Below are 20,198 nucleotides of genomic sequence, written 5' to 3'. Positions count from 1 at the left end.
TACAAAATTGTAAATTTTGCAAAGTTCTTCCATTTTTTATTGGCAAAAGCTTACAGAATCGAACATAAAAAAGCCGACTTGTTTCAAAATCAGCTTTTGGGGCATTTTTAGATTTTTATGGCTTAAATAAGTATCTGATATTTATATTAATATACAAGTGTACTTCGTATAACCGCCATTATGTTAAATGGACATTATTTTTGTGGTATTTGAATTTTTCTAGTCAAATATAGTTAAGCTATATCAAAGTAATATTCTATAGCCTATATCTCCTCTAGTTAGCTTTCATCAAATATGTTATTCCATTCAAGTATTTGGGAATCATGTAATAATATTACTGAATGAGACTCTGCAAGCTGTCTTGCAGATTTGGTATAGTCATTATTTGTAACGACAATAGCCCCGAAAGCCTCATAGAATCCTTTGGCAGCTATAACTTCTTGAACAGCTTTGTTTCCAACAGGTTGGCTATACAGTTTACATTGAACGACAAATTTCATATTATATTTTTCTATAATAATATCAGCACCTTGATCACCACTTTTTGGTGTAATCAATGTATCCCAACCTAGTATTTCAAACATGTTACTAACTATAGATTCATACTCATGATAGTCTTTTTGTTCATCTACTAAATAGTTATCTGTATCAATATTATCGATGTTTTTTAATAACGCTATCCTATCTTCTAAATCTGTACATTCGTAAATTTCGTTCAATTCAACTATTGATAAAATCTCATAATAAAAATTCTCAGAATCAGGATAATAATACTGTTTTTGCTTTTTTAATTCTTTATAAATTACTTCAGGTGTATAATTTATAACAAATTCTAGGATTTCACCTGATCTTTTTTTTGTGAATTTTTTGACTTCTTTATTCCAGTCTTCTTCTACTAAGTCACCATAAGAATCAATATATCTTAGTTGTTTTCTTTTTAAGAGTAATTTAGAAATATAATTATTAGATATTAAATAATGTCTAATTATTGCTGTTTTTATTGATCCGCAAATTTCTTCAAGATTATCTCCAAAAAATGGTGTGCTATCTCTATGAAAATGATTAATAAACCATTCTTCTTGGCCACTTTCATTAATAATTAATTTAGACAGTTCTACGGCAGAAAGCGATTTTTTAAAAAAGGAAAACATGTAGAAATCTCTTATAGTTTAATTCTTAATAGAAAATTATATCTTAAAAATATAATTCAGTTTTAGTAATACTGAAGCCATTTCATAAGCTTATTTATAATTACTTTGCACTTTTAATTCTTCAATTTTCCTAAAATTAACATAATACACCTTATACGAAATGCTTGAAATTTCCTTATAAGCATCAATATCTTAGTCAAAGCCGTTCTAGGGTTCAGCGCACTGGAACGGCTTTTTCATGATTATTCACGTTCCACGCTTATTATTTAATCAAAGTTTCACGACTTTGTTTAGGTTAATTGAATAATCAGGATGCCTGGTCTTTTTCTTTTTGGCGTTCATCCAGCTCTTTTTTGAGTGCCTTTTTATCCTGGTACGATGCAATCAGCATGATGGGGATCAGCAGCGGAGCCACAATAATTCCTAGGGCAATATCTTTCAGTTTCGGCATGATCTCTCTCCCTTAGTCATTATCAAAAACAGCATTCAGCACACGGCCAAATAAGCCACGTTTTTTAGGTTCTGGTTCAACATGCTCAGGAAGATGGATCCGTTTACTCTCGGAAGTAGTCAATTCGTCATAGTTAGAGTCAGTCTGTGACCGAGGATCCGTTGCTATATTTGAATTTGTAGATTCATTTAGCTTATCAATATTTTCTTGTTGTGACTGTTCTAAGGTGCCTTTAAACTCAATTCTATGAGTAAGATCTTCAATATGTTGCATCAAAGACTTTTCTCTTTGATTTGCTAAATCTAACTGATTTTTTAGTAAAGAAATCTGATCTTTTAATAGATTTTCGACTTCAGATTGAACGTGTACCTGTACATCCTTCTGAACTTGTTCAGTACGTGTACTGGACTGAACACCGACTGGGTTGCCATAAACTCTGATAAGTTCAGATAAGTCTATTAGACCATCATTATCTCTTGATAATTCACCATTTTTTAAAGCCTCATATATTGTTGTCCGTGATTTTTTAAAGGCTTTACTTGCGTCCATAACGCTAAATTTTGTAGTGTTCAATACAATCCCTCTGTTCATGTACAAGGATGTTCAGGTGAGCATATTACTGAACATTATCTTTATTTTGTTTGAAAGCCAACCTTTACTAGATATGGATATAGTTCTTTAAATTTTTCAACATCTAATAGCATTTCGGCAATTCGTACGGCAAATTGCGGATAGCTTTCGGTGCCTTGAGAATACTTACTCATTTCAGGCAGTTCTGACAATTTGTTAGCAAATAAATGACGCTGAGCATCTGTTAACTTGGTGAAAATATCTAAGGTGTTTTGATCTCTAGCTTCTAGATTTGGTTTGTTAACGTTTTTCTTTTGCTTGAATGAGAATGAAAAGCCATAAATTGAACGTCCTTTTTTATGCTGCTCATACTTAACAGTGATATCTGTAAACTCATTAATTTGAGCCATAGCTAGATGTAAGACTCTGTCTTTAAAGTTCCCCATTCTTGTGTACTCATCATCAAGCACACCAATTTTTTTTCTAAACTCTTCAAGCTCTATAACAGGAGTTTGGCCAGTGCTACGCCATGCGATCAATAATTCATATAGACGTACAGCATAAGCACTACTGAGATTACTAACTTGCTGTAATTCATACTTAGTGAACTGTTCTTCGAGTTTAGTAATTAATGGAACAATAGCAGGTGCAAAAATTAACTTAACAGTCGCTTCAGCATCAACATAACGAATCTCACTAACCCATCGGCTTAGTACGTTTTCGATATTTCCTCGTTTATTCATCTCTTGATAGCTAAATTGTCTAGCAAATAAATCTTTTGAAGCATCCTTTAATGCTTGATAGGCAGTCTGTCTTGCAACATTGAATTGATTGATATAGCTCTCTGCATGGACTTCTAAAGGGTTGTTTGCATTAATTCCTTTACCACTTTCTCTTGCTTCAACAATAGCTAAAAGAATAAGTCGCTGTTCAACTAGATCTAGGTTATAGCTTGCGTTAATTAAAGCATTATCTTTTACAACTAGATCTCGCATGTTATTAGTCTACTTTTTTATTTCTGAATATAAATCTATATAAAATATTATGTAGTTAAATGCAAGGTAAACGTAGTTAAATCTACAAAAAAAAATAAGTAGACTTATGGTAGGTAAACGTAGTCATATTGGTAGGTAAACGTAGTCATATTGGTAGGTAAACGTAGTCATATTGGTAGGTAAACGTAGTCATATAACCCTTGAAAGCATTGTGAACAAAGGCTTTCAGCATGTCTAAAAGTATTTAAAAGTATTAAAATAATTAAAAGCCCAGGCAAGGAAAAATTGCCCTTGGTTTTCGCTACGCTCAAACTCTATTGAATCTCGCTTTCGCTCGATTCGTCGGGGCAATTTTTTGGCTTATCTCGTTGTGACTTTAAGAAAAAGCAAAAGCACGATGAATTCGCTTCGCTCATAGAGCTTTTTTACTCGCTGCGCTCGATCTAGACTCAGTTTTTTGCATGTGATTTATGCTTATTTAGGCTTCACAGCCTAAAAAGCTGTTTTTCAGAGGGTCTAAGCGCGAATTTCAGCGATTTCACTCGTAGACACTCGTTCTGTACCTTCCAGTGTGAATTTGAGCTTAAATCGCAAACAGGCAGCATTTAGAGCTACATTTAAAGAGGATTCAGATTAATTCCTTATCATTTGTTCCATGATCAAATTTAAATTTCTTAGGTCGCTTCTGTAGATTTTCAAGATTTCTTTCAGCATTCGTTATTTTTTGGCTAGAACTAGAAGCAGTATCCAGGTCCACTGATTTTTCTATTTTATGTAAATGTACCTTTTTTTCACTCATTCCCATTTTATTCAAATTTCGCAAAACTGAACTGTAAGAAATATTGTTCGCTAGCTCAGGTAAATCAGCGTGGATTTCCTTAATTGTATAACCAGCTTCTAGCCGTTTTTCTATTTCTGGTAATACAGAGATGATGAATTTTTTAGCGCCATGCCTGGTAACCATAATAACTTCCTCTTTCCTTAATTTATGCAATTATGTGCAACTATATGCAATTAAGAGCTTTTATATGATTTTATATGAAATTATCTGCAACTATAAGCTTTTAAATGGTTTTTATTCATTTTGATGTGCAATTATATGCGTTTATGTGCAATTGAACTTTCAGTGGTATTGGCAAGATGTGTAATGTTATATAACATGGCAAGCCTTGGTTATATAAATTACCCGACTTATTCGCTTTCAGCTCAACGTGGCATCTTGTCCTGCGGAGCTTTTGGCATAGCCAAAATGTACTGGAAATCAAAAAATGACTGAACAAAAAAAGCCAAAACGGATACGCCAAAAAGTAATTCAAGTTGTGGTAACTGAAGCGGAGAAAAAGCAAATTGAAGAAAATGCTGCTCAGGGAAATTTATCAGCTTCTCAATATTTGCGTGATCTAGGATTGGGTTATCAACCTAAAAGTCTGACTGATATAAAAACAATCCAGGAAATTCGCAGCCTAAAATCAGATATGAATAAAGTGGGTGGACTACTGAAAAACTTAATGAATGGAGAACTGACTGATCCGAAAGAGATCCGATCTAAAGTAAATGGGCTGCTGCTGGATTTTTCTAAGAACCAAAATTCCATTGATCTATTCATTTCTAAAGTCAGATCCGCGATCAAGTTTTAAAAAAGTGTAAAGTGTGTCCCCTTGTATAGGGGCGTTAGCCAGCTGTCCCTTCAGAGCTGTATTCAAGTAACTAATCTAAAAAAGTGTATAGGTGTGATGCCTTGTATAGTGGCGTTAGCTAGCCGTTCTTTTAGCACTGTATCCAATAGCTAATCTAAAAAAGTGTAAGGTGTGATGCCTTGTATAGTGGCGTTAGCCAGCCGTTCTTTTAGCACTGTATCCAATAGCTAATCTAAAAAAGTGTAAGGTGTGTGCCCTTGTATAGTGGCGTTAGCCTGATGAATTTCGTATAAGAGATTTTATGTTAATCAGATGATCAAAAGGCCCGTGAATAGGGCCTTTCGTATAAGGTGTATTATGTTAATAATATAAATTTTTAAAAGCATATTGATTTAATAATAGAAAAATTATCAGAGTAGGGCATGTGTAAAGTAAACGTTCGATTATTAACCAATAATGATTAAAGATTTATATCTTGTATGTGTTAATTTTATTAACATATATATACGAAATTAATAATGCCTTAAGTGAAATAGTATGCTAGGTAAAAATCATCATTTTTTAAAAAAATTTTCGATCAGTGATGCTGCTATAGCGTATAAAAAACCTCGCTCGACTATACTTAAATATATAAAAAGCGGAGATTTCGAACTTGACTACAATAAATTGATTGAATACAGTCAGTTAGTTAGAAAATTTGGTGAACTTACTTACCCTATACAGGACGAAAGAGAGCAACAAATCAAAAAACTAAAAGATGAAGTTATGCATTTAAAAAAACAACTTAACTTTTTTAAATATACTTCAATCTCAAACAAAAATAGACTATTAATTTCTCATAAACATTCCATTTAACATAATGGTTGTTATGCGAAGTCGACTTGTAATGCAATTTGCATTACACTGTTCCTAGTACATTAAATACTTGGGAAATATGATGGCTACTGTTAACTTCAGGATCGATGAAGCCCTTAAAGAAAAATCTTATTCAATCCTTAAAGAGCAAGGTATTGCACCTACGGATTTCTTCACTAGTATTCTTGAGTATGTTGCTACGACTGGGAAACTGCCTGTTAAAAAAGCTTTGCTTTCGGAAGAAGATGAAGAATTATTAGCTCTTGTCCGTAAGCGCATTAATGATCCTAAAGAGATGTTTGAGGAAGTCACATTAGATGACTTATAAGCTTTTACGTCACAAGGACTTTACAGCAGAATGGGAAAAACTCCCTGTTGCTATACGAGATCAATTTAAAAAGAAACTAGCCAAAGTCATAGAGCAGCCACATATTCCAAAGAATATGCTTAGAGGCGATCTTGCAGGTTGCTATAAAATCAAATTATTAAAAGCTGGTGTCCGACTTGTCTATCAAGTTAAAGATGATCAGGTAGTTATCCTGCTCATTACCGTCGGAAAACGAGCTGATAGCATAGTTTATGACGAAGCGAAAAAGCGAATTAAAGACTAAAAATGGGAGCTTAAAGCTCCCATTTTTGGCTTCGTATAAGGTGTATTATGTTAATTTTAGGAAAGGCTCTAAGACTAGCAGAATGATTATGTTAGTCTAGAGCCATATAATTAACATTATTGAAGTATTTTACATGGCAATTTTTCGACATTCTTCTGCACACTGACGGCAAGCCTCAGCACATTTTTTACAATGATCATGTGAATGTTTTTCACACTCTTCCGCACAATATTCACAGATCTTAGCACAAAGCTCACAAATCTCTTTGAGGAAAGGTGAGTTATGTTGTTGCATACGCACACATAACTGACAAATATCTGCACATTCTAGACAACGTTGAATACATTCACGCATCATCTCTAAATCTTTTTCTTTTAAACAAGAAGTTGCACATTCAGTACAAATAAGTGAACAGTTTGTACATGCAGAAATACACTCTGAAAATTTCGTATTAATCATTTTTTACTCTCAATTTATATAATCAAAGAAATAATTAAAACATAATTTTTTTCTACTAATTATTTTAAATTATTAGTAAATGTAATACATAATGTTAATTTATATGAATAATGTTAATTTTAACTAAATCTTATTTATATTCCAAATTATTAAAAAACAGTTTTTAATTAGGATAGATGATCAAGTATCAAAAGCAGCTATTCTTAAAATAACTACAATAATTTTATCACTTTAAAAATAGATTTTCCCTCTATTTAACATAATGGGCGTTATACGAAGTACACTTGTATATTAATATAAATATCAACAACTTAAAAATTTCACCATGATCACAAAATGCACAAAAAATGGCTTTTGTAATAAGTTGGTGAGTTTTTAAGCGAATCTGTAACATTTTGCCAAGAAATTTGATCAATAAATGATCAATTCGGCAATCAGTGCCCATTTCATGCGGATCCAGGTTCCAAAAATATCCCCAATTGCTGTGGATAAAATTTAGGCTATTTTGTACGCTCTGGCGCACATGAAACTCGGCCCTTTGCGGCTATCCGCGATACTGGAATTTTCCTATGATGAACTCATCGGGAACAGGAAGTTTCATAACATAAAACAATAATTATAAGTTATTCGATAGGGATCCGAGGATATTGAAAGCACATGAGAAAACATGAAAAACCCCGGCAGGATGCCGGGGTTTTTTATTACCTATCATTTCTCATTTGCAAAACAAGCATAATGCCTCTAAAATATAGACTATAATCTATATTTTGGTTGTGGTATGTGGACAGTCATTACGACAGATCTATTTAATCAGTGGCTTGAACAGCAAGATGAATCTACTCAAGAGAAGGTCCTAGCTGCCCTGGTTGTTCTACAGCAGCAGGGGCCGAGTTTAGGCCGCCCTTTAGTAGATACTGTGTATGAGTCTAAATTTACCAATATGAAAAAACTGCGCGTTCAACATCGCGGTAGACCCTTAAGAGCTTTCTTCGCATTTGATCCCTTACGACAGGCTATTGTTCTATGTATTGCTGATAAAGGCGGTAAAAAGCGTTTTTATAAAGACATGCTGGATATTGCAGATGAACAATACCAACTTCATCTCACTACCCTAGGAGATAAATCTAATGGCTAAGACTCTGCAAGAATTGTTAGCTAGCCGCTCTCCAGAGAGCCAAGCCCGTATTCAAAAAATGGCAGATGAATTACTGCTAGAAAATCAGCTTCATCTTATTCGTGAAGAACTCGAAATTTCTCAAAAAGAGCTTGCTGAAACTTTGGGAATAAAACAGCCATCGCTTTCAGCAATAGAAAATCGTGGCAATGATCTTAAGATTTCAACCATGAAAAAGTATGTTGAGGCAATGGGTGGGAAGCTCCGTATTGATGTAGAGCTTCCAACAGGAAAACATATAGGATTCAACGTTTAACAATAAAAATGGGAGCTATAGGCTCCCATTTTTAGATTCGTATAACGTTGAACCCGACGGTAAATAGTCGTGTGATCAACATTCACACCCCGTTCGGCCAGCATTTCCTGCAGTTCACGATAGCTAATGCCATATTTACAATACCAGCGCACAGCCCAAAGAATGATTTCGCCCTGAAAATGCCGACCATGGAAAGGATTCATATGCTGCACCTTTAGCTAAAACAGTCTTCAGCTTACCATTCGTGGTTATTTGCAACAGTGCCTGTTGAACTATGTCCGGGAAGGGGACAGGGTGATTGTACATTCCATGGATCGTTTTGCTCGAAGCTTAAAAGATTTAGTCACTGAAGTAGATAAACTGGTCAAACGAGGAATTGCCATCCAGTTCGTAAAAGAAAATATTACTTTCACTGCTCAATCTACCCCGATGGATAATTTGATGCTGCAATTGATGGGCGCTTTTGCACAGTTCGAACGTGAGATCATTTTAGAGCGTCAAAAAGAAGGAATAAAACTGGCCTCTGCTCAAGGAAAGTACAAAGGGCGTGTACATAAATTGAAACCTGAACAGGCTGAAGCTTTAAGACAAGAATGGAAGGAAGGAAAGTACCCTTCAAAAATGGCATTAGGCCAGGCATTTGGAATTAGTCGCCAGGCGGTATACCGCTATTTAAAAGCAAGTGAGTAACTCAATTAAAATGGAAAATATTCGAAATTTTCTTGAAGATAATCAAGTCAAAATCTACTTCTGTACCATCTTTATCGGAGTTATTTTTGGATTAACCATCAGTGGAGCGACGATTTTAGAAAGTTTGATTAACCCTGCACTGGCATTAATGTTATTTGCTACTTTTTTACAAGTACCTATTGCAGAAATTGGCAAGGCATTAAAAAATTTACGTTTTATTTCTGCATTACTTATTACTAACTTTATTGCCTTACCTTTAATTACGGCAGGTCTAATACAATTTTTACCTGAAAACCCACTTATTCGTTTAGCTGTACTTTTTGTTCTACTAGCACCGTGTATTGATTATGTGATTACTTTCACCCATGTTGGGAAAGGTAATGCAAGATTATTACTTGCGATGACACCTGTATTATTGCTTATCCAAATGATCTTATTACCAATTTATCTTGGTGTACTCCTCGGAGAAGAGGTAGCTCAGCTTGTTGAAATTGGTCCTTTTGTCCATGCGTTTGTATGGTTCATTGTTGCACCCTTAGCAATGGCAGCTATAGTTCAGTTCATTGGGAATAGAAATGAACAAGCAGAAAAAGTGGCTGAAAGCCTAAACTTATTTCCTGTACCTGCCACAGCCCTAGTTTTGTTTATCGTCCTAGCATCAGTTATGCCTCAAATTGGGCTTGCAAAAAGTGCAGCTCTTCAAGCTTTACCAATTTATATTTCTTTTGCCATTATTGCTCCATTCGTGGGTTGGATAATTGCTCGTATTTTTCGATTAGAATCTGGCTCTGCTAGTGCTGTGTCCTTTTCAGCATCATATAGAAATTCATTTGTTATTCTTCCATTAGCTTTTGCAATTCCGGGAAGTATGCCCATAATTCCTGCTGTAATCTTGACTCAGACTATCGTTGAACTATGCTTTTTACCAATCTATATTCGTCTGATACCTCGACTATTCAAAACCTAGAGATTTAAACATTTAAGTAGTTGTTATAGTTAGATAAAAGTATTCAGAAGCCCACGCTTACATCGAGTAATTTAATAAAGGGGGGGGGAGCTAGCTCCCCCCCTCTTTTATTCATTTGCTAATTAAAACTTACTCGCAACTTGATATGTGATGAATGAAAAGATGTAGGCTAATGCAAACAAATAAGTTGCCATAATGATGGGCTGTTTCCAGCTGCCAGTTTCTCGTCTAATTGTTGCTAACGTAGCAAGACAATGGGGAGCAAAAATAAACCATACCAATAATGATAAACCTGTGGCTAACCCCCATCCATCCGGGCCTGAAATTTGACTTAACAGACTTTGAGTTACTGTATCTTCATCACCTGACATCGCATAAATCACCCCAAGAGCAGCAATTACAACTTCCCTTGCTGCCATAGCAGGAATGAGTGCAATACATATTTCCCATGTAAACCCAATAGGCGCAAATATAGGATGAATTAAATGTCCTAACTGACCAGCTAAACTATAGTTAATGGCCGGCATGCTTGCATTATCTGGTGGTTGAGGGAACGTGACTAGCACCCATAACAAGATAGACAGTGCGACGATAATGCCACCAACTCGTTTTAAGAAAATAGTTGCCCTATCATATAAGCCTAATGCAATATTTCTAATATCTGGAATTCGGTATGTGGGAAGTTCAAAAATAAAAATACTTTCAGTTTTATCTTTTCGAACCAATTTCAGAAACACTGAAACTAATAACGCTGAGACTATTCCCGACATATAAAGACCAAAAAGGACTAATCCTTGCAGACTTAACCAGCCGTAGATTAATTGGTTCGGAATAAATGCCGCGATCAATAAAGCATATACTGGCAATCTTGCTGAACAGGTCATCAAGGGTGCAATCATAATTGTTGCTAATCGGTCCCGTTCAGAGCTGATACTTCTGGTTGCCATAATTCCGGGAATCGCACAAGCAAAACTGGATAGCAGAGGAATAAATGAACGGCCGCTAAGCCCGGCTTTAGACATTAATTTATCTAAAAGAAATGCTGCTCGGGGTAAATAGCCTGACTCTTCAAGCATTAAAATGAAGAAGAATAAAATCAAAATCTGAGGCATATATGCAAGCACGCTACCTGCACCAGCAATTACCCCATCCACAACCAAGCTTTTTAATAGAGGATGTTGGATTAGTGGTCCAATAAAATCACTGAGCCATGCGACAAAATTTTCAATGAATTCAATAAAAGGCGTTGCCCATATAAATACCGCCTGGAACATCACAAACATGGTTAAAGTTAAGATTACTAAACCCAATACAGGATGTAGAAAAATTTTATCTAGAAATGCGGTTCTTTTATCACCACTGTCATTATTTAAAATAACTTGTTTGGTGATTTGTTTGACCTGTTCAAAATGACTTAATTCAGAATGATAAGGAGTAATAAAAAGATTTTTTTGATCTAATTGATTAATTAAATCTTGAATTCCTTTTGTTTTAACTGCGACAGCTTCAACTACAGGGATACCTAACAGTTGAGACAGTTTATCCTTATCAATGGAAATACCACGCTTTTTGACCTCATCCATCATATTTAATACAAGAATCATAGGGCGATTTAGAGCACGAACTTCGAGAACCAAGCTCAAATGTAAGCTTAAATTTGTGGCATCTACAACGCATATAAAAATATCGGGTAGAATTTCACCTTTTAGCTCGCCCAAACAAACTGCCCTGGTGACTTCTTCATCTAAACTACTAGGTTTTAAACTGTAAGTTCCGGGTAAGTCCAATACTCGTATTGCATCACCAGAAGGTAATTTAAAAGAACCTTCTTTTCTTTCTACGGTAACCCCAGCATAGTTGGCAACTTTTTGTCGCGTACCAGTAAGCGTATTAAATAAAGAGGTTTTTCCGCAATTTGGATTACCGACTAATGCAATGTTCTTAATCTTCATTGGATACTAACTCTACAAAAATTCTTTCAGCTTCATTCTTTCTTAATGCGAATCTTGAAGTTTCAATTTGAACTAAAACAGGATCTCCGCCAAAAACACCTTTAGTGAGTACTTGTAGAGTTTCACCCTCTCTAAAACCTAATAGTTGGAGCCGTTCCAATACGGGATCAGTGGTATGACTGTATTGATTACCTTTTTTGAGATCTCTAATTTTGACGATCTGATTTTGTTTAACTTGAAATAGATTCATTTTCGATACTCTTACTTCAAAGCCAAAATCTTTCGAGCACCATTAAGCACGAATAAAGAAACCAGGATGCCAATGATTAAGTCTGGGTAAGCTGATCCCGTCCACGCCACGAGTACACCGGCAAATATAACGCCCATATTTACGACAACGTCATTCGCCGAGAAAATCCAACTGGCTTTCATATGTGCGCCATCTTCTCGATGACCAGAAATAAGATATAAGCATGTCACGTTAGCTATAAGTGCGAGCAGGCCAATAACAATCATGAGCGTTGATTCTGGCTCGCTTCCAAACATGAATCGTCTAATGACATCAATAATCACGATGACAGCAAGTAATAACTGAATCCAACCTGCGAAATGGGCTGCTTTCACTTGATATTTCGCAGCTTTTCCGACGGCATATAGCGCAATACCATAAACGGCTGCATCGGCAAACATATCTAGAGAATCAGCAATCAATCCTGTAGACGCAGCAATAATTCCGCTGATGAATTCTATAAAGAAAAGTAGAGCATTAATGCCTAATAACAGTTTAAGTACTTTAGCTTGTCTCACAGGATCAGGTTCATTAGGTATATCGCCTGAAGAAAGCTGTGTTTCATCAAGTTTCGCCCCAAAACCCAGTCCTTCAAGTTTGGCCGTAATTTGCTGACTCCCTTCATTATGGAAGACTTTCAGTTTTCGATTGGGAAGATCAAAAGTAAGACCTTTAACTGCTTCAATATCTGCAAGAGCCATACGGACCATTTGCTCTTCAGCAGAGCAATCCATTTTAGGAATGGTATAGGTACTTGTTTGCTTAGCTTGTTGATTGCTTATATAAGTTTCAGTCTTCACAAGCTTTGCACCAAAACCCAAAGCTTCAAGTTTGGTAGTTATATTTTCATCTTTTTGATTATGTAGAACCTTTAAAGACCGGTTAGGTAAATCAAAGATGAGTTTTTGAACACCATCAATTGAAGATAGCGCCATACGAACCATCTGTTCTTCCGCAGAACAATCCATTTTGGGAACTAAGTATTCACTCATGTAGTGCGAATCTTTTAAAACGTCTTCAGTGCTTAAATTTTCTTTGGGATCAGAACCACAACAGGATTGAGCGGTATCTTCACAACTGTTTGAAGTGTTACAGCAAGGAGATGAAGATTTTTTTTCTTCCTCTTCACCACAACAGCTAAGCGTATTATCACAATTCTTTGAATTGTTTGCTTCTGCAATTGATGGATGATTTTCTTGTTGAGATTTCTTATCTTCGCATGGTGTTTCTTTACTACATCCACAACCACTCATAATTATACCCATTAAAAAAATTTATAAACTTTGAATATTAGAATCCCTATAGTTACTATAGAGTCAAGATTTTTTGGAAATACCAACTCAATGCATTTAAAAATTGGTGAACTCTCTAAAAAAACCTCATGTTCAGTATTAACAATTAGGTTTTATGAAAAGGAAGGTTTAATTCCGGAACCCGAAAGAACGGAAGGAAATTACCGCCTTTACGATATAGGCTATGTTGAGCGAATTAAGTTTATTTTGAATTGCCGAACTTTAAATATGAGTTTGAATGAAATTCGTCAATTACTCACCTATAAAGATAATCCCAAGAAAAATTGTTCAGATGTGAATGAATTAATTGACTTACATGTCAGTGCTATCAGAGAAAATATAATCAAGCAACAAAAGCTTATTGAACAATTATCTGATTTAAGAGGTACTTGTGATGGTTTATGTACAATTGACCAATGTGGAGTTCTAAAAAATCTAGCTTGATTATCTAGACCTATGCTTTTTCAAAAACTCTGTATATCTTTACTTAAGGCTGCAAAAAGATTAAGGTGACTTAAATTTTGTGATCAGATCTTAGATAGCTTTGGTTAGCTTCCGATTGGTGTTTTAAATACAGATTTGTGTATGAAGAGAAAAACATTTCTAATCCAGATATTGGTACTCTTATTCACATTCCAGAATATTTGGAGTGTGGCAGAGGCTGCTTGTCTGCATGAAATGCCAAACATACCCAATTCAATACTCTCTAATCCAATCGATTTAGACGAAAAGAGTGATAGTCCTCGTCAAGCACTTTATTCCCTAGAAAACTATAAAGAAATCTATGACTATTGTCAGAAGGTTTGTTTTAACGAAAAGTGCAGTCATTTCTCAAATACAATCGTGATTCAGATTGACCCACCCGATGATCTGAAGCTTAAAGCTAATTTTGAGACCGGCATTACCCCAACTTATTTGGGAATAACTTTTTATAAACCCCCTTATCTGGATCAATTAACCCCGCCTCCCGATTTGCCCCTACTATTGGTGGGGTAGTCTTATAAAAGCCCACCACTCCTAATTTCATTATGCGTGGGGCATTTTCATGTCAAAAAACAAATTACATCAGGATACCTCCATCCTGAATTTATCCTGGTCAGCCTTAGGTAGCGGTATCTTGCTATCTGCAATGATCAGCTTCAGTACTTCCGTAGTCGCCAGTACTCAAGATTTAACGCTGCAGCAAGCTATTGAGCAGGTTAACCAATATCAAGCGTCCCAAAATTTCTGGGAAACGCAAAACAGCATTAATGCCACGAATCTTCAGCAAAGTAAGCTGTTTAAAAATCCTGAACTGTCAGTTGAACAAACGGGATTTGGTTCAAATAATGAAAAAGAGCTTACCATTGGCATATCACAACCCTTGGATATTTTTGGTGAGCGAAGAGCAAACCAAAAATTAGCCAGTCTCTCTACAGATAAAACAGCGCTGAAACAGAAGATTTATCAAGCACAAATTGAGCTTGCAGTGAAATATGTATGGTCACAACTGGCCATTGCTGAACTTGAAAAAAACATTGTCAATGAACAACTTCGGGTGAGCCAAGAAAACCTTCAAGCAATCGAAAAGCGCTTTAATGCAGGCAGTATTGCCCAAGTAGATGTAAATCGCGCACGTTTAAGCCATGCTGAAAATATCCGTCTTTTTAGACAGGCAGACTTACAGGTACAAGTGGCCACCCAACAATTATCAAATTTATGGGGTACGTCTGATAAGTCATTGCAGGTAAACCTCTCTTCACAAAAGCTCTGGCCAAAATCGACTCATGAACAGGTTCAAGAATATTTAGCGGAAAACTACGTTGAGAAATATCGAGCTTTACTGGTATTAGAGTCTCAAGCAACGGTTGATCAACTAAGGGCAAAGGCACGTCCTAACCCCACTTTAAACCTAGGTGTCAACCGCACCCAATCCTTGGAAAACTCCACACAAAATCAATTAGTAGTCGGAGTCAGTGTACCGCTTAATATTTTCGATCGTCAGCAAAATGGCATAAAAATCGCGCAAGAAAAAATGAACTTATTAGAGCGTCAGAAAGAGTTTTATCTGAAGCAAAATGCGCTGCAAATAGGCACAATTTTAACCGAGTTGCAGGGTTTAGAGCTGCAATTCAAAGTCGTTGACGAGACTCAAATTCCTTTGGCGACTCAAGTTCAAAGTAAGACGCTACAAGGTTTCTTGGCAGGCAAGTTTGCTTTAACCGATGTTCAGCAAGCCACGCTTCAATTACAAGACATCCGTCTGCGTAAAGTCCAGTTGTTACGGGATGGCTGGCAAAAGGCCATTGAAGCAGAAAGTTTGAGCTTAGGCATTAGCCCAAGTGAAGTCATGTCGAAAGATGCTATTGCACAAATCAATCAAAACTTATGGCAAGACATACAGGCCATGCCTGTCATTGGTGGGGGAAATTAACATGTTCGATCTTAAAAACAGCTTAAAAAAACAGAGCGGAAAAATCTCTCAACCTCTACTGATTAGTTTGGTTATCGGCGCTACCGTACTCCTCAGTATTTTTTTGATCTTAACTGGTAAGAATAAATCGGAAACATCAGATGAACATGCAGAGGAAGAAAGCGGAGAAGAACATGGCGGTGAAACCGAAGAGCATGCAGAAGGTGTGAGCCTGACTGCCAAGCAACTGGTGGAACAGGGCATACAATTATCAGCGGTCGATCAAGGCCCGGTGGTTAAATTAAGTTCTTATCCTGCCAAACTGAATGTGAATACTGACCAGCAAGCGCACGTCTCACCGAGTTTTAGTGGTCATGTAGAAAATGTCTATGTAGAACTCGGTCAAAAAGTTCAGAAAGGACAGCCTTTGGCTGCGTTGCTTGTTCCTGATCTAGTTGATCAGCAGGCCAATCTTAAAATTGAACAAACCAACCTTGAACTGGCGAAACAAGACTATGATCGTGAGCGTCAGCTTTGGTCACAGGGCATTTCAGCAAAACAGGACTATCAACGTGCTTATAACAGCTATAAACGGGCACAAATTCAGGTTCAAGCGGCCCAATCACGTTTAAGTGCATTTGGTGCAGTGAATGCCAGTAACGGACGCTATATTTTGAAAGCTCCCATTTCTGGCGTGATCAGTAAAAAGGATTTGGTTCTCGGGGAAAATGTTCAGTTAGCCGATCAACTCTTTACGATAGACCGGTTAGATCAACTCTGGCTTGAGTTTATTGTTCCAAATTCTGAAATTATGGGCTTAGCCCCGAATCAAAAGATCGAATTTAAATCCTTGCAAACAGAAAAGGTTTATCAAGCTGTTATTCAGACTTTAAATACTGAAGCGGATATTCAAACAGGTCGTCTTCAGGTGCGAGCAAAAGTTGAATCGAATGCAACCGAATTACGTCCAAACTTGATGGTGAACGTACAGTTGCAACAACGGAGTGAAAGTACCGCATTACGGGTACTTAAGTCCGCAGTTCAGAATGTCGATGGAAAAGATGTGGTTTTTGTCGCCACTCAGCATGGACAAAAAGTTGAATTCAGTCCGCAACCTGTGAAATTAGGGCAATCATCTGGGGAGAGCCAATGGATTGAAGTGGTGAGTGGGCTTAGTCAGGGACAAAAATATGCCGCTCAAGGCAGTTTTTTACTGAAATCCGAGCTGGAAAAAGGAGAGGCTTCACATGAGCACTGAAACTCCTCAAATTCCAGACCACGAATCGGTAAAACCTGAAGGACTGTTTGATCGACTGATCCAGTTTTCTATCCATAACGCAATCTGGGTCATGCTGTTTATTGCGGCTTGGATTGCTATTGGTATTTATAGTTATCAAAAGTTACCGATTGATGCTGTACCAGATATTACCAATACTCAGGTGCAGATTAACACTTCAGCCAATGGTTTTACGGCTTTAGAAATGGAACAGCGGATTACATATCCAATCGAGAATGCCATGTCAGGCATGCCGAAAATGGAACAAACCCGTTCTATTTCACGCTACGGCTTATCGCAAGTGACCATCATTTTTGAAGATGGCACGGATATTTACTGGGCCAGACAGCTTATCAACCAGCGCTTGCAAGAAGCAATGGGAGAAATGCCTGAAGATGTGCAACCTAACATGTCACCTATTTCGACAGGTTTAGGTGAAATCTATCAATGGGTGATTAAAGCCGAACCAAATGCTAAAAAACCGGATGGGACCGCTTATTCGGCTATGGATTTACGTGAAATTCAGGATTGGATTGTAAGGCCACAATTACAGCGCGTAAAAGGCGTTGCGGAGATCAACAGCATTGGTGGCTTTAATAAAACCTATGTGGTTGCCCCGGATCTGAACCGATTGCAACAATTGCAAATTCCTTTGTCTGATTTACAAACTGCCTTAACAGAGAATAATGAAAACCGTGGTGCTGGCTATATTGAGAAAAATGGACAACAGCTAACGGTTCGTGTTCCCGGCACTTTAAACACGATTGAAGATATCCAGAACATCAGTATTGCCAATAAAAACGGCTATCCGATTCGGGTGGCAGATGTCGCCAATGTCTCAATTGGTCATGACTTGAGAACAGGGGCTGCAACCTATAATGGTGAAGAAACTGTATTGGGTATTGCCATGATGATGATGGGAGAAAATAGCCGTACCGTTGCTCAAGCCATTGATGAAAAGGTGCAATCGATCCAGCAATCGCTACCTAAAGGTGTGGTGATTGAGACTGTGTATGACCGTACGCATTTGGTTGATCGGGCGATCAAAACCGTTCAGAAAAATTTGATTGAGGGTGCAATCCTCGTCATTGTTATTTTATTTCTCTTTCTAGGTAATTTCCGTGCTGCGCTGATCACGGCTTGCGTTATTCCACTGTCAATGCTGTTTACCTTGACGGGAATGGCAGAGCAGAAGATTAGTGCAAATCTGATGAGTTTAGGGGCACTGGACTTCGGTATTATTATTGATGGTGCAGTGGTTATTGTAGAAAACTGTATCCGTCGGCTAGCAGAAGCTCAGAAGCTGAAAGGTGGTTTACTTAGCCGTTCTGAAAGATTTAAAGAAGTCTTCTTGGCTGCAAAACAGGCGCGTCGTCCTCTGATTTTTGGACAGTTAATTATTTTGGTGGTTTATCTACCTATCTTTACCCTGACGGGTGTAGAAGCCAAACTTTTCCATCCTATGGCAATGACTGTTGTACTGGCTTTAATTGGGGCCATGATTTTATCTGTCACTTTTGTGCCAGCCGCAGTTGCCCTATTTGTCACTGGAGAAGTCAAGGAAACCGAAAGTCGCTGGATGCATTGGCTTAAAACCAAATATGAACTGCTTTTAGATAAAGCCTATGAGCTTCGTTTATTTGTGACTATTGTGGCTGCCTGTATTTTAGTGCTTACGGGCGTGCTAGCCACTCAAACAGGTAGCGAGTTTGCACCTCAACTGGGTGAAGGTGATTTTGCTGTTCAGCAAATGCGTTCCCCAAGTACAGGGTTAGAACAGTCACTGAGAATGCAGGAAAATACTGAAAAGTTACTGTTGAAAGAATTTCCTGAAATTAAAGCGATCTTTGCTCGTACCGGTACAGCAGAAGTGGCCACAGATGTTATGCCACCCAACATTTCAGATGGCGTGGTACTGTTAAAACCTCATGATGAATGGCCTGATCCAAAACAAACGATTGATGAGCTTCGCCAAAGAATGATTACTTTCTTAGCGACATTGCCGGGAAATAACAGTGAGTTCTCGCAACCCATTGAACTGCGCTTTAACGAGTTAATTTCAGGGGTGCGAAGTGATGTGGGTGTCAAATTATTTGGTGATGACATGGAGATTCTAAATCGCGAAGCGAATAAAATTTCTCAAAAAATTAACTCAATTTCAGGCGCGACAGCCGTTAATGTAGAACAGACCAGTGGCTTACCCTTGTTGAATGTAGAGGTGGATAAGTCCAGAGCTGCACAATATGGCTTGTCGGTAAGAGCAATTCAGGATCTGGTAGCTACAAGTGTCGGTGGCCAGAATGTTGGAACAATTTTACAGGGAGACAAGCGTTTTGATTTTGTCATCCGTCTAGATGAATCCCAGCGTAGTCCTGAACAGTTAGCGGTACTTCCTATTCAATTGCCGAATGGTGGTTTAGTCCAACTGCAAGATGTGGCACGCGTTGAAAATATCCTGGGTATTAATCAGGTCAGCCGTGAAAATGGTAAACGTCGAGTGGTTATTACTGCAAATGTAGAAGGACGTGATTTAGGCTCATTCGTAACAGAGCTTCAGAGCACGTTATCCAAACAGGAATTACCAAGCGGTTATTGGATAGATTATGGCGGTCAATTTCAAAATCTGATGTCTGCAAAAGCGCGTATGCAATTGGTGGTTCCGCTCGCATTGTTGACGATCTTTATTTTATTGATGGCTGTATTCCATAATATCAAAGAAAGCTTACTGGTCTTTAGTGGTGTACCGTTTGCCTTATGTGGAGGCTTAATCGCGTTGTGGTTGCGTGACATTCCATTATCCATGTCAGCAGGGGTTGGCTTCATTGCACTATCGGGGGTGGCTGTACTGAATGGCTTAGTCATGCTTACCTTTATCAAAGAGTTGCGACAACAATATGACCTTTATTATGCAACGTGGCAGGGTGCAATTTTGCGTCTTAGACCTGTGCTGATGACAGCTTGTGTGGCGTCCCTTGGGTTTGTCCCGATGGCTTTGGCAACCGGAACTGGGGCAGAAGTACAGAGACCTTTAGCAACAGTGGTTATTGGAGGAATTATCTCCTCTACCCTGCTTACATTGGTTTTATTGCCCGTACTGTACCGCTGGATGAATGAAAAGAAAGCTTCTTAATCCATTAGATTAAGCAATTTTTAGCAGAGATATTGAGCCTGTCTCAAGTAT

At 37.5% G+C, this 20,198-nt stretch carries 22 protein-coding genes and 1 pseudogene; 13 read left to right on the top strand and 10 right to left on the bottom strand.

Going from position 1 to position 20,198, the window contains the following annotated elements:
- Positions 1-278: 278 nt before the first annotated feature.
- The 5 genes from NI468_RS12560 to NI468_RS12540 form a co-directional block, all read right to left on the bottom strand.
- The gene (locus tag NI468_RS12560; RefSeq protein ID WP_253102162.1) at positions 279-1,151 is read right to left on the bottom strand and encodes a restriction endonuclease; all 873 of its coding nucleotides are present in this window, start codon (positions 1,149-1,151) and stop codon (positions 279-281) included.
- 307 nt (positions 1,152-1,458) lie between these two features.
- A complete protein-coding gene (locus tag NI468_RS12555; RefSeq protein WP_001125247.1) occupies positions 1,459-1,602 on the bottom strand; it encodes a hypothetical protein in 144 nt (47 codons plus the stop codon).
- A gap of 12 nt (positions 1,603-1,614) precedes the next feature.
- Entirely contained in the window at positions 1,615-2,175 is a 561-nt protein-coding gene (locus NI468_RS12550; protein ID WP_004282224.1) for a plasmid replication DNA-binding protein, read from the bottom strand.
- 59 nt (positions 2,176-2,234) lie between these two features.
- A complete protein-coding gene (repM, locus tag NI468_RS12545) occupies positions 2,235-3,167 on the bottom strand; it encodes a replication initiation protein RepM (RefSeq protein WP_086045016.1) in 933 nt (310 codons plus the stop codon).
- 628 nt (positions 3,168-3,795) lie between these two features.
- Positions 3,796-4,131, bottom strand: a complete 336-nt coding sequence (locus NI468_RS12540; RefSeq protein WP_253102160.1) for a hypothetical protein — start codon at positions 4,129-4,131, stop codon at positions 3,796-3,798.
- Between the two features lie 304 nt (positions 4,132-4,435).
- Between NI468_RS12540 and NI468_RS12535 the strand changes: the two genes are divergently transcribed.
- The 4 genes from NI468_RS12535 (at position 4,436) to NI468_RS12520 (ending at position 6,270) form a co-directional block, all read left to right on the top strand.
- Positions 4,436-4,804, top strand: coding sequence for a plasmid mobilization protein (locus NI468_RS12535; protein ID WP_005166870.1), 369 nt, complete (start codon positions 4,436-4,438; stop codon positions 4,802-4,804).
- Positions 4,805-5,341: 537 nt separating this feature from the next.
- Positions 5,342-5,659, top strand: a complete 318-nt coding sequence (locus tag NI468_RS12530; protein ID WP_000900860.1) for a hypothetical protein — start codon at positions 5,342-5,344, stop codon at positions 5,657-5,659.
- 82 nt (positions 5,660-5,741) lie between these two features.
- Positions 5,742-5,987 carry a type II toxin-antitoxin system RelB/DinJ family antitoxin gene (locus NI468_RS12525; protein ID WP_000246755.1) on the top strand — a complete coding sequence of 82 codons (246 nt, stop codon included), beginning with the start codon at positions 5,742-5,744 and terminating at the stop codon, positions 5,985-5,987.
- The gene (locus tag NI468_RS12520) at positions 5,977-6,270 is read left to right on the top strand and encodes a type II toxin-antitoxin system RelE family toxin (protein ID WP_000221358.1); all 294 of its coding nucleotides are present in this window, start codon (positions 5,977-5,979) and stop codon (positions 6,268-6,270) included. The genes NI468_RS12525 and NI468_RS12520 overlap by 11 nt, the downstream gene beginning before the upstream one ends.
- A 129-nt stretch (positions 6,271-6,399) precedes the next feature.
- Here the strand turns inward: NI468_RS12520 and NI468_RS12515 are convergent, their stop codons facing one another.
- Positions 6,400-6,729 carry a four-helix bundle copper-binding protein gene (locus NI468_RS12515; protein ID WP_004733205.1) on the bottom strand — a complete coding sequence of 110 codons (330 nt, stop codon included), beginning with the start codon at positions 6,727-6,729 and terminating at the stop codon, positions 6,400-6,402.
- 778 nt (positions 6,730-7,507) lie between these two features.
- Between NI468_RS12515 and NI468_RS12510 the strand changes: the two genes are divergently transcribed.
- Positions 7,508-7,864, top strand: coding sequence for a type II toxin-antitoxin system RelE/ParE family toxin (locus NI468_RS12510; RefSeq protein ID WP_004733202.1), 357 nt, complete (start codon positions 7,508-7,510; stop codon positions 7,862-7,864).
- Positions 7,857-8,159 (top strand): helix-turn-helix domain-containing protein, encoded by a 303-nt coding sequence (locus NI468_RS12505; protein WP_001140620.1) that lies wholly within the window; start codon positions 7,857-7,859, stop codon positions 8,157-8,159. Before NI468_RS12510 ends, NI468_RS12505 begins: the two co-directional genes overlap by 8 nt.
- A 41-nt stretch (positions 8,160-8,200) precedes the next feature.
- On the opposite strand, the pseudogene NI468_RS12500 reads toward NI468_RS12505, so the two are convergent.
- Positions 8,201-8,362: pseudogene (locus tag NI468_RS12500) on the bottom strand (IS6 family transposase); the annotation flags it as partial.
- Between the two features lie 37 nt (positions 8,363-8,399).
- Here NI468_RS12500 and NI468_RS12495 point away from each other — a divergent pair.
- Complete coding sequence (locus tag NI468_RS12495) at positions 8,400-8,849, top strand: recombinase family protein (protein WP_082190876.1); 450 nt, start codon at positions 8,400-8,402, stop codon at positions 8,847-8,849.
- A 10-nt stretch (positions 8,850-8,859) separates the two neighbouring features.
- The gene (locus NI468_RS12490) at positions 8,860-9,816 is read left to right on the top strand and encodes an arsenic resistance protein (RefSeq protein ID WP_004665958.1); all 957 of its coding nucleotides are present in this window, start codon (positions 8,860-8,862) and stop codon (positions 9,814-9,816) included.
- A 122-nt stretch (positions 9,817-9,938) separates the two neighbouring features.
- Here NI468_RS12490 and feoB read toward each other — a convergent pair whose 3' ends face one another.
- From feoB to NI468_RS12475, 3 genes are read right to left on the bottom strand one after another with little or no spacing between them, the layout of a single operon-like run.
- A complete protein-coding gene (gene feoB / locus NI468_RS12485) occupies positions 9,939-11,768 on the bottom strand; it encodes a ferrous iron transporter B (RefSeq protein ID WP_004281858.1) in 1,830 nt (609 codons plus the stop codon).
- Positions 11,758-12,018, bottom strand: coding sequence for a FeoA family protein (locus NI468_RS12480; protein WP_004281857.1), 261 nt, complete (start codon positions 12,016-12,018; stop codon positions 11,758-11,760). Before NI468_RS12480 ends, feoB begins: the two co-directional genes overlap by 11 nt.
- An 11-nt stretch (positions 12,019-12,029) precedes the next feature.
- Positions 12,030-13,310, bottom strand: a complete 1,281-nt coding sequence (locus NI468_RS12475; protein ID WP_005253114.1) for a cation efflux transmembrane domain-containing protein — start codon at positions 13,308-13,310, stop codon at positions 12,030-12,032.
- A 90-nt stretch (positions 13,311-13,400) separates the two neighbouring features.
- Here NI468_RS12475 and cadR point away from each other — a divergent pair, with 90 nt between their 5' ends.
- The 5 genes from cadR to NI468_RS12450 all read left to right on the top strand — a co-directional run bounded on the left by cadR (position 13,401) and on the right by NI468_RS12450 (position 20,147).
- Positions 13,401-13,793: a Cd(II)/Pb(II)-responsive transcriptional regulator gene (cadR, locus tag NI468_RS12470; RefSeq protein ID WP_004281856.1), complete on the top strand. Its 393-nt coding sequence runs from the start codon at positions 13,401-13,403 to the stop codon at positions 13,791-13,793.
- Positions 13,794-13,934: 141 nt separating this feature from the next.
- Positions 13,935-14,345, top strand: coding sequence for a hypothetical protein (locus NI468_RS12465; RefSeq protein ID WP_004733191.1), 411 nt, complete (start codon positions 13,935-13,937; stop codon positions 14,343-14,345).
- A gap of 49 nt (positions 14,346-14,394) precedes the next feature.
- Positions 14,395-15,762, top strand: a complete 1,368-nt coding sequence (locus NI468_RS12460) for a TolC family protein (protein WP_004281854.1) — start codon at positions 14,395-14,397, stop codon at positions 15,760-15,762.
- A gap of 1 nt (position 15,763) precedes the next feature.
- Positions 15,764-16,999, top strand: a complete 1,236-nt coding sequence (locus NI468_RS12455) for an efflux RND transporter periplasmic adaptor subunit (RefSeq protein WP_004281853.1) — start codon at positions 15,764-15,766, stop codon at positions 16,997-16,999.
- Complete coding sequence (locus NI468_RS12450) at positions 16,989-20,147, top strand: efflux RND transporter permease subunit (protein WP_004281852.1); 3,159 nt, start codon at positions 16,989-16,991, stop codon at positions 20,145-20,147. Before NI468_RS12455 ends, NI468_RS12450 begins: the two co-directional genes overlap by 11 nt.
- Positions 20,148-20,198: the final 51 nt, after the last annotated feature.

Source organism: Acinetobacter lwoffii, from assembly GCF_024129355.1.
GTDB classification, from domain to species: Bacteria; Pseudomonadota; Gammaproteobacteria; order Pseudomonadales; family Moraxellaceae; genus Acinetobacter; species Acinetobacter lwoffii_I.
Note: the sequence above shows the minus strand (reverse complement) of the source record. Positions and strands in the feature narration are given on the sequence as shown.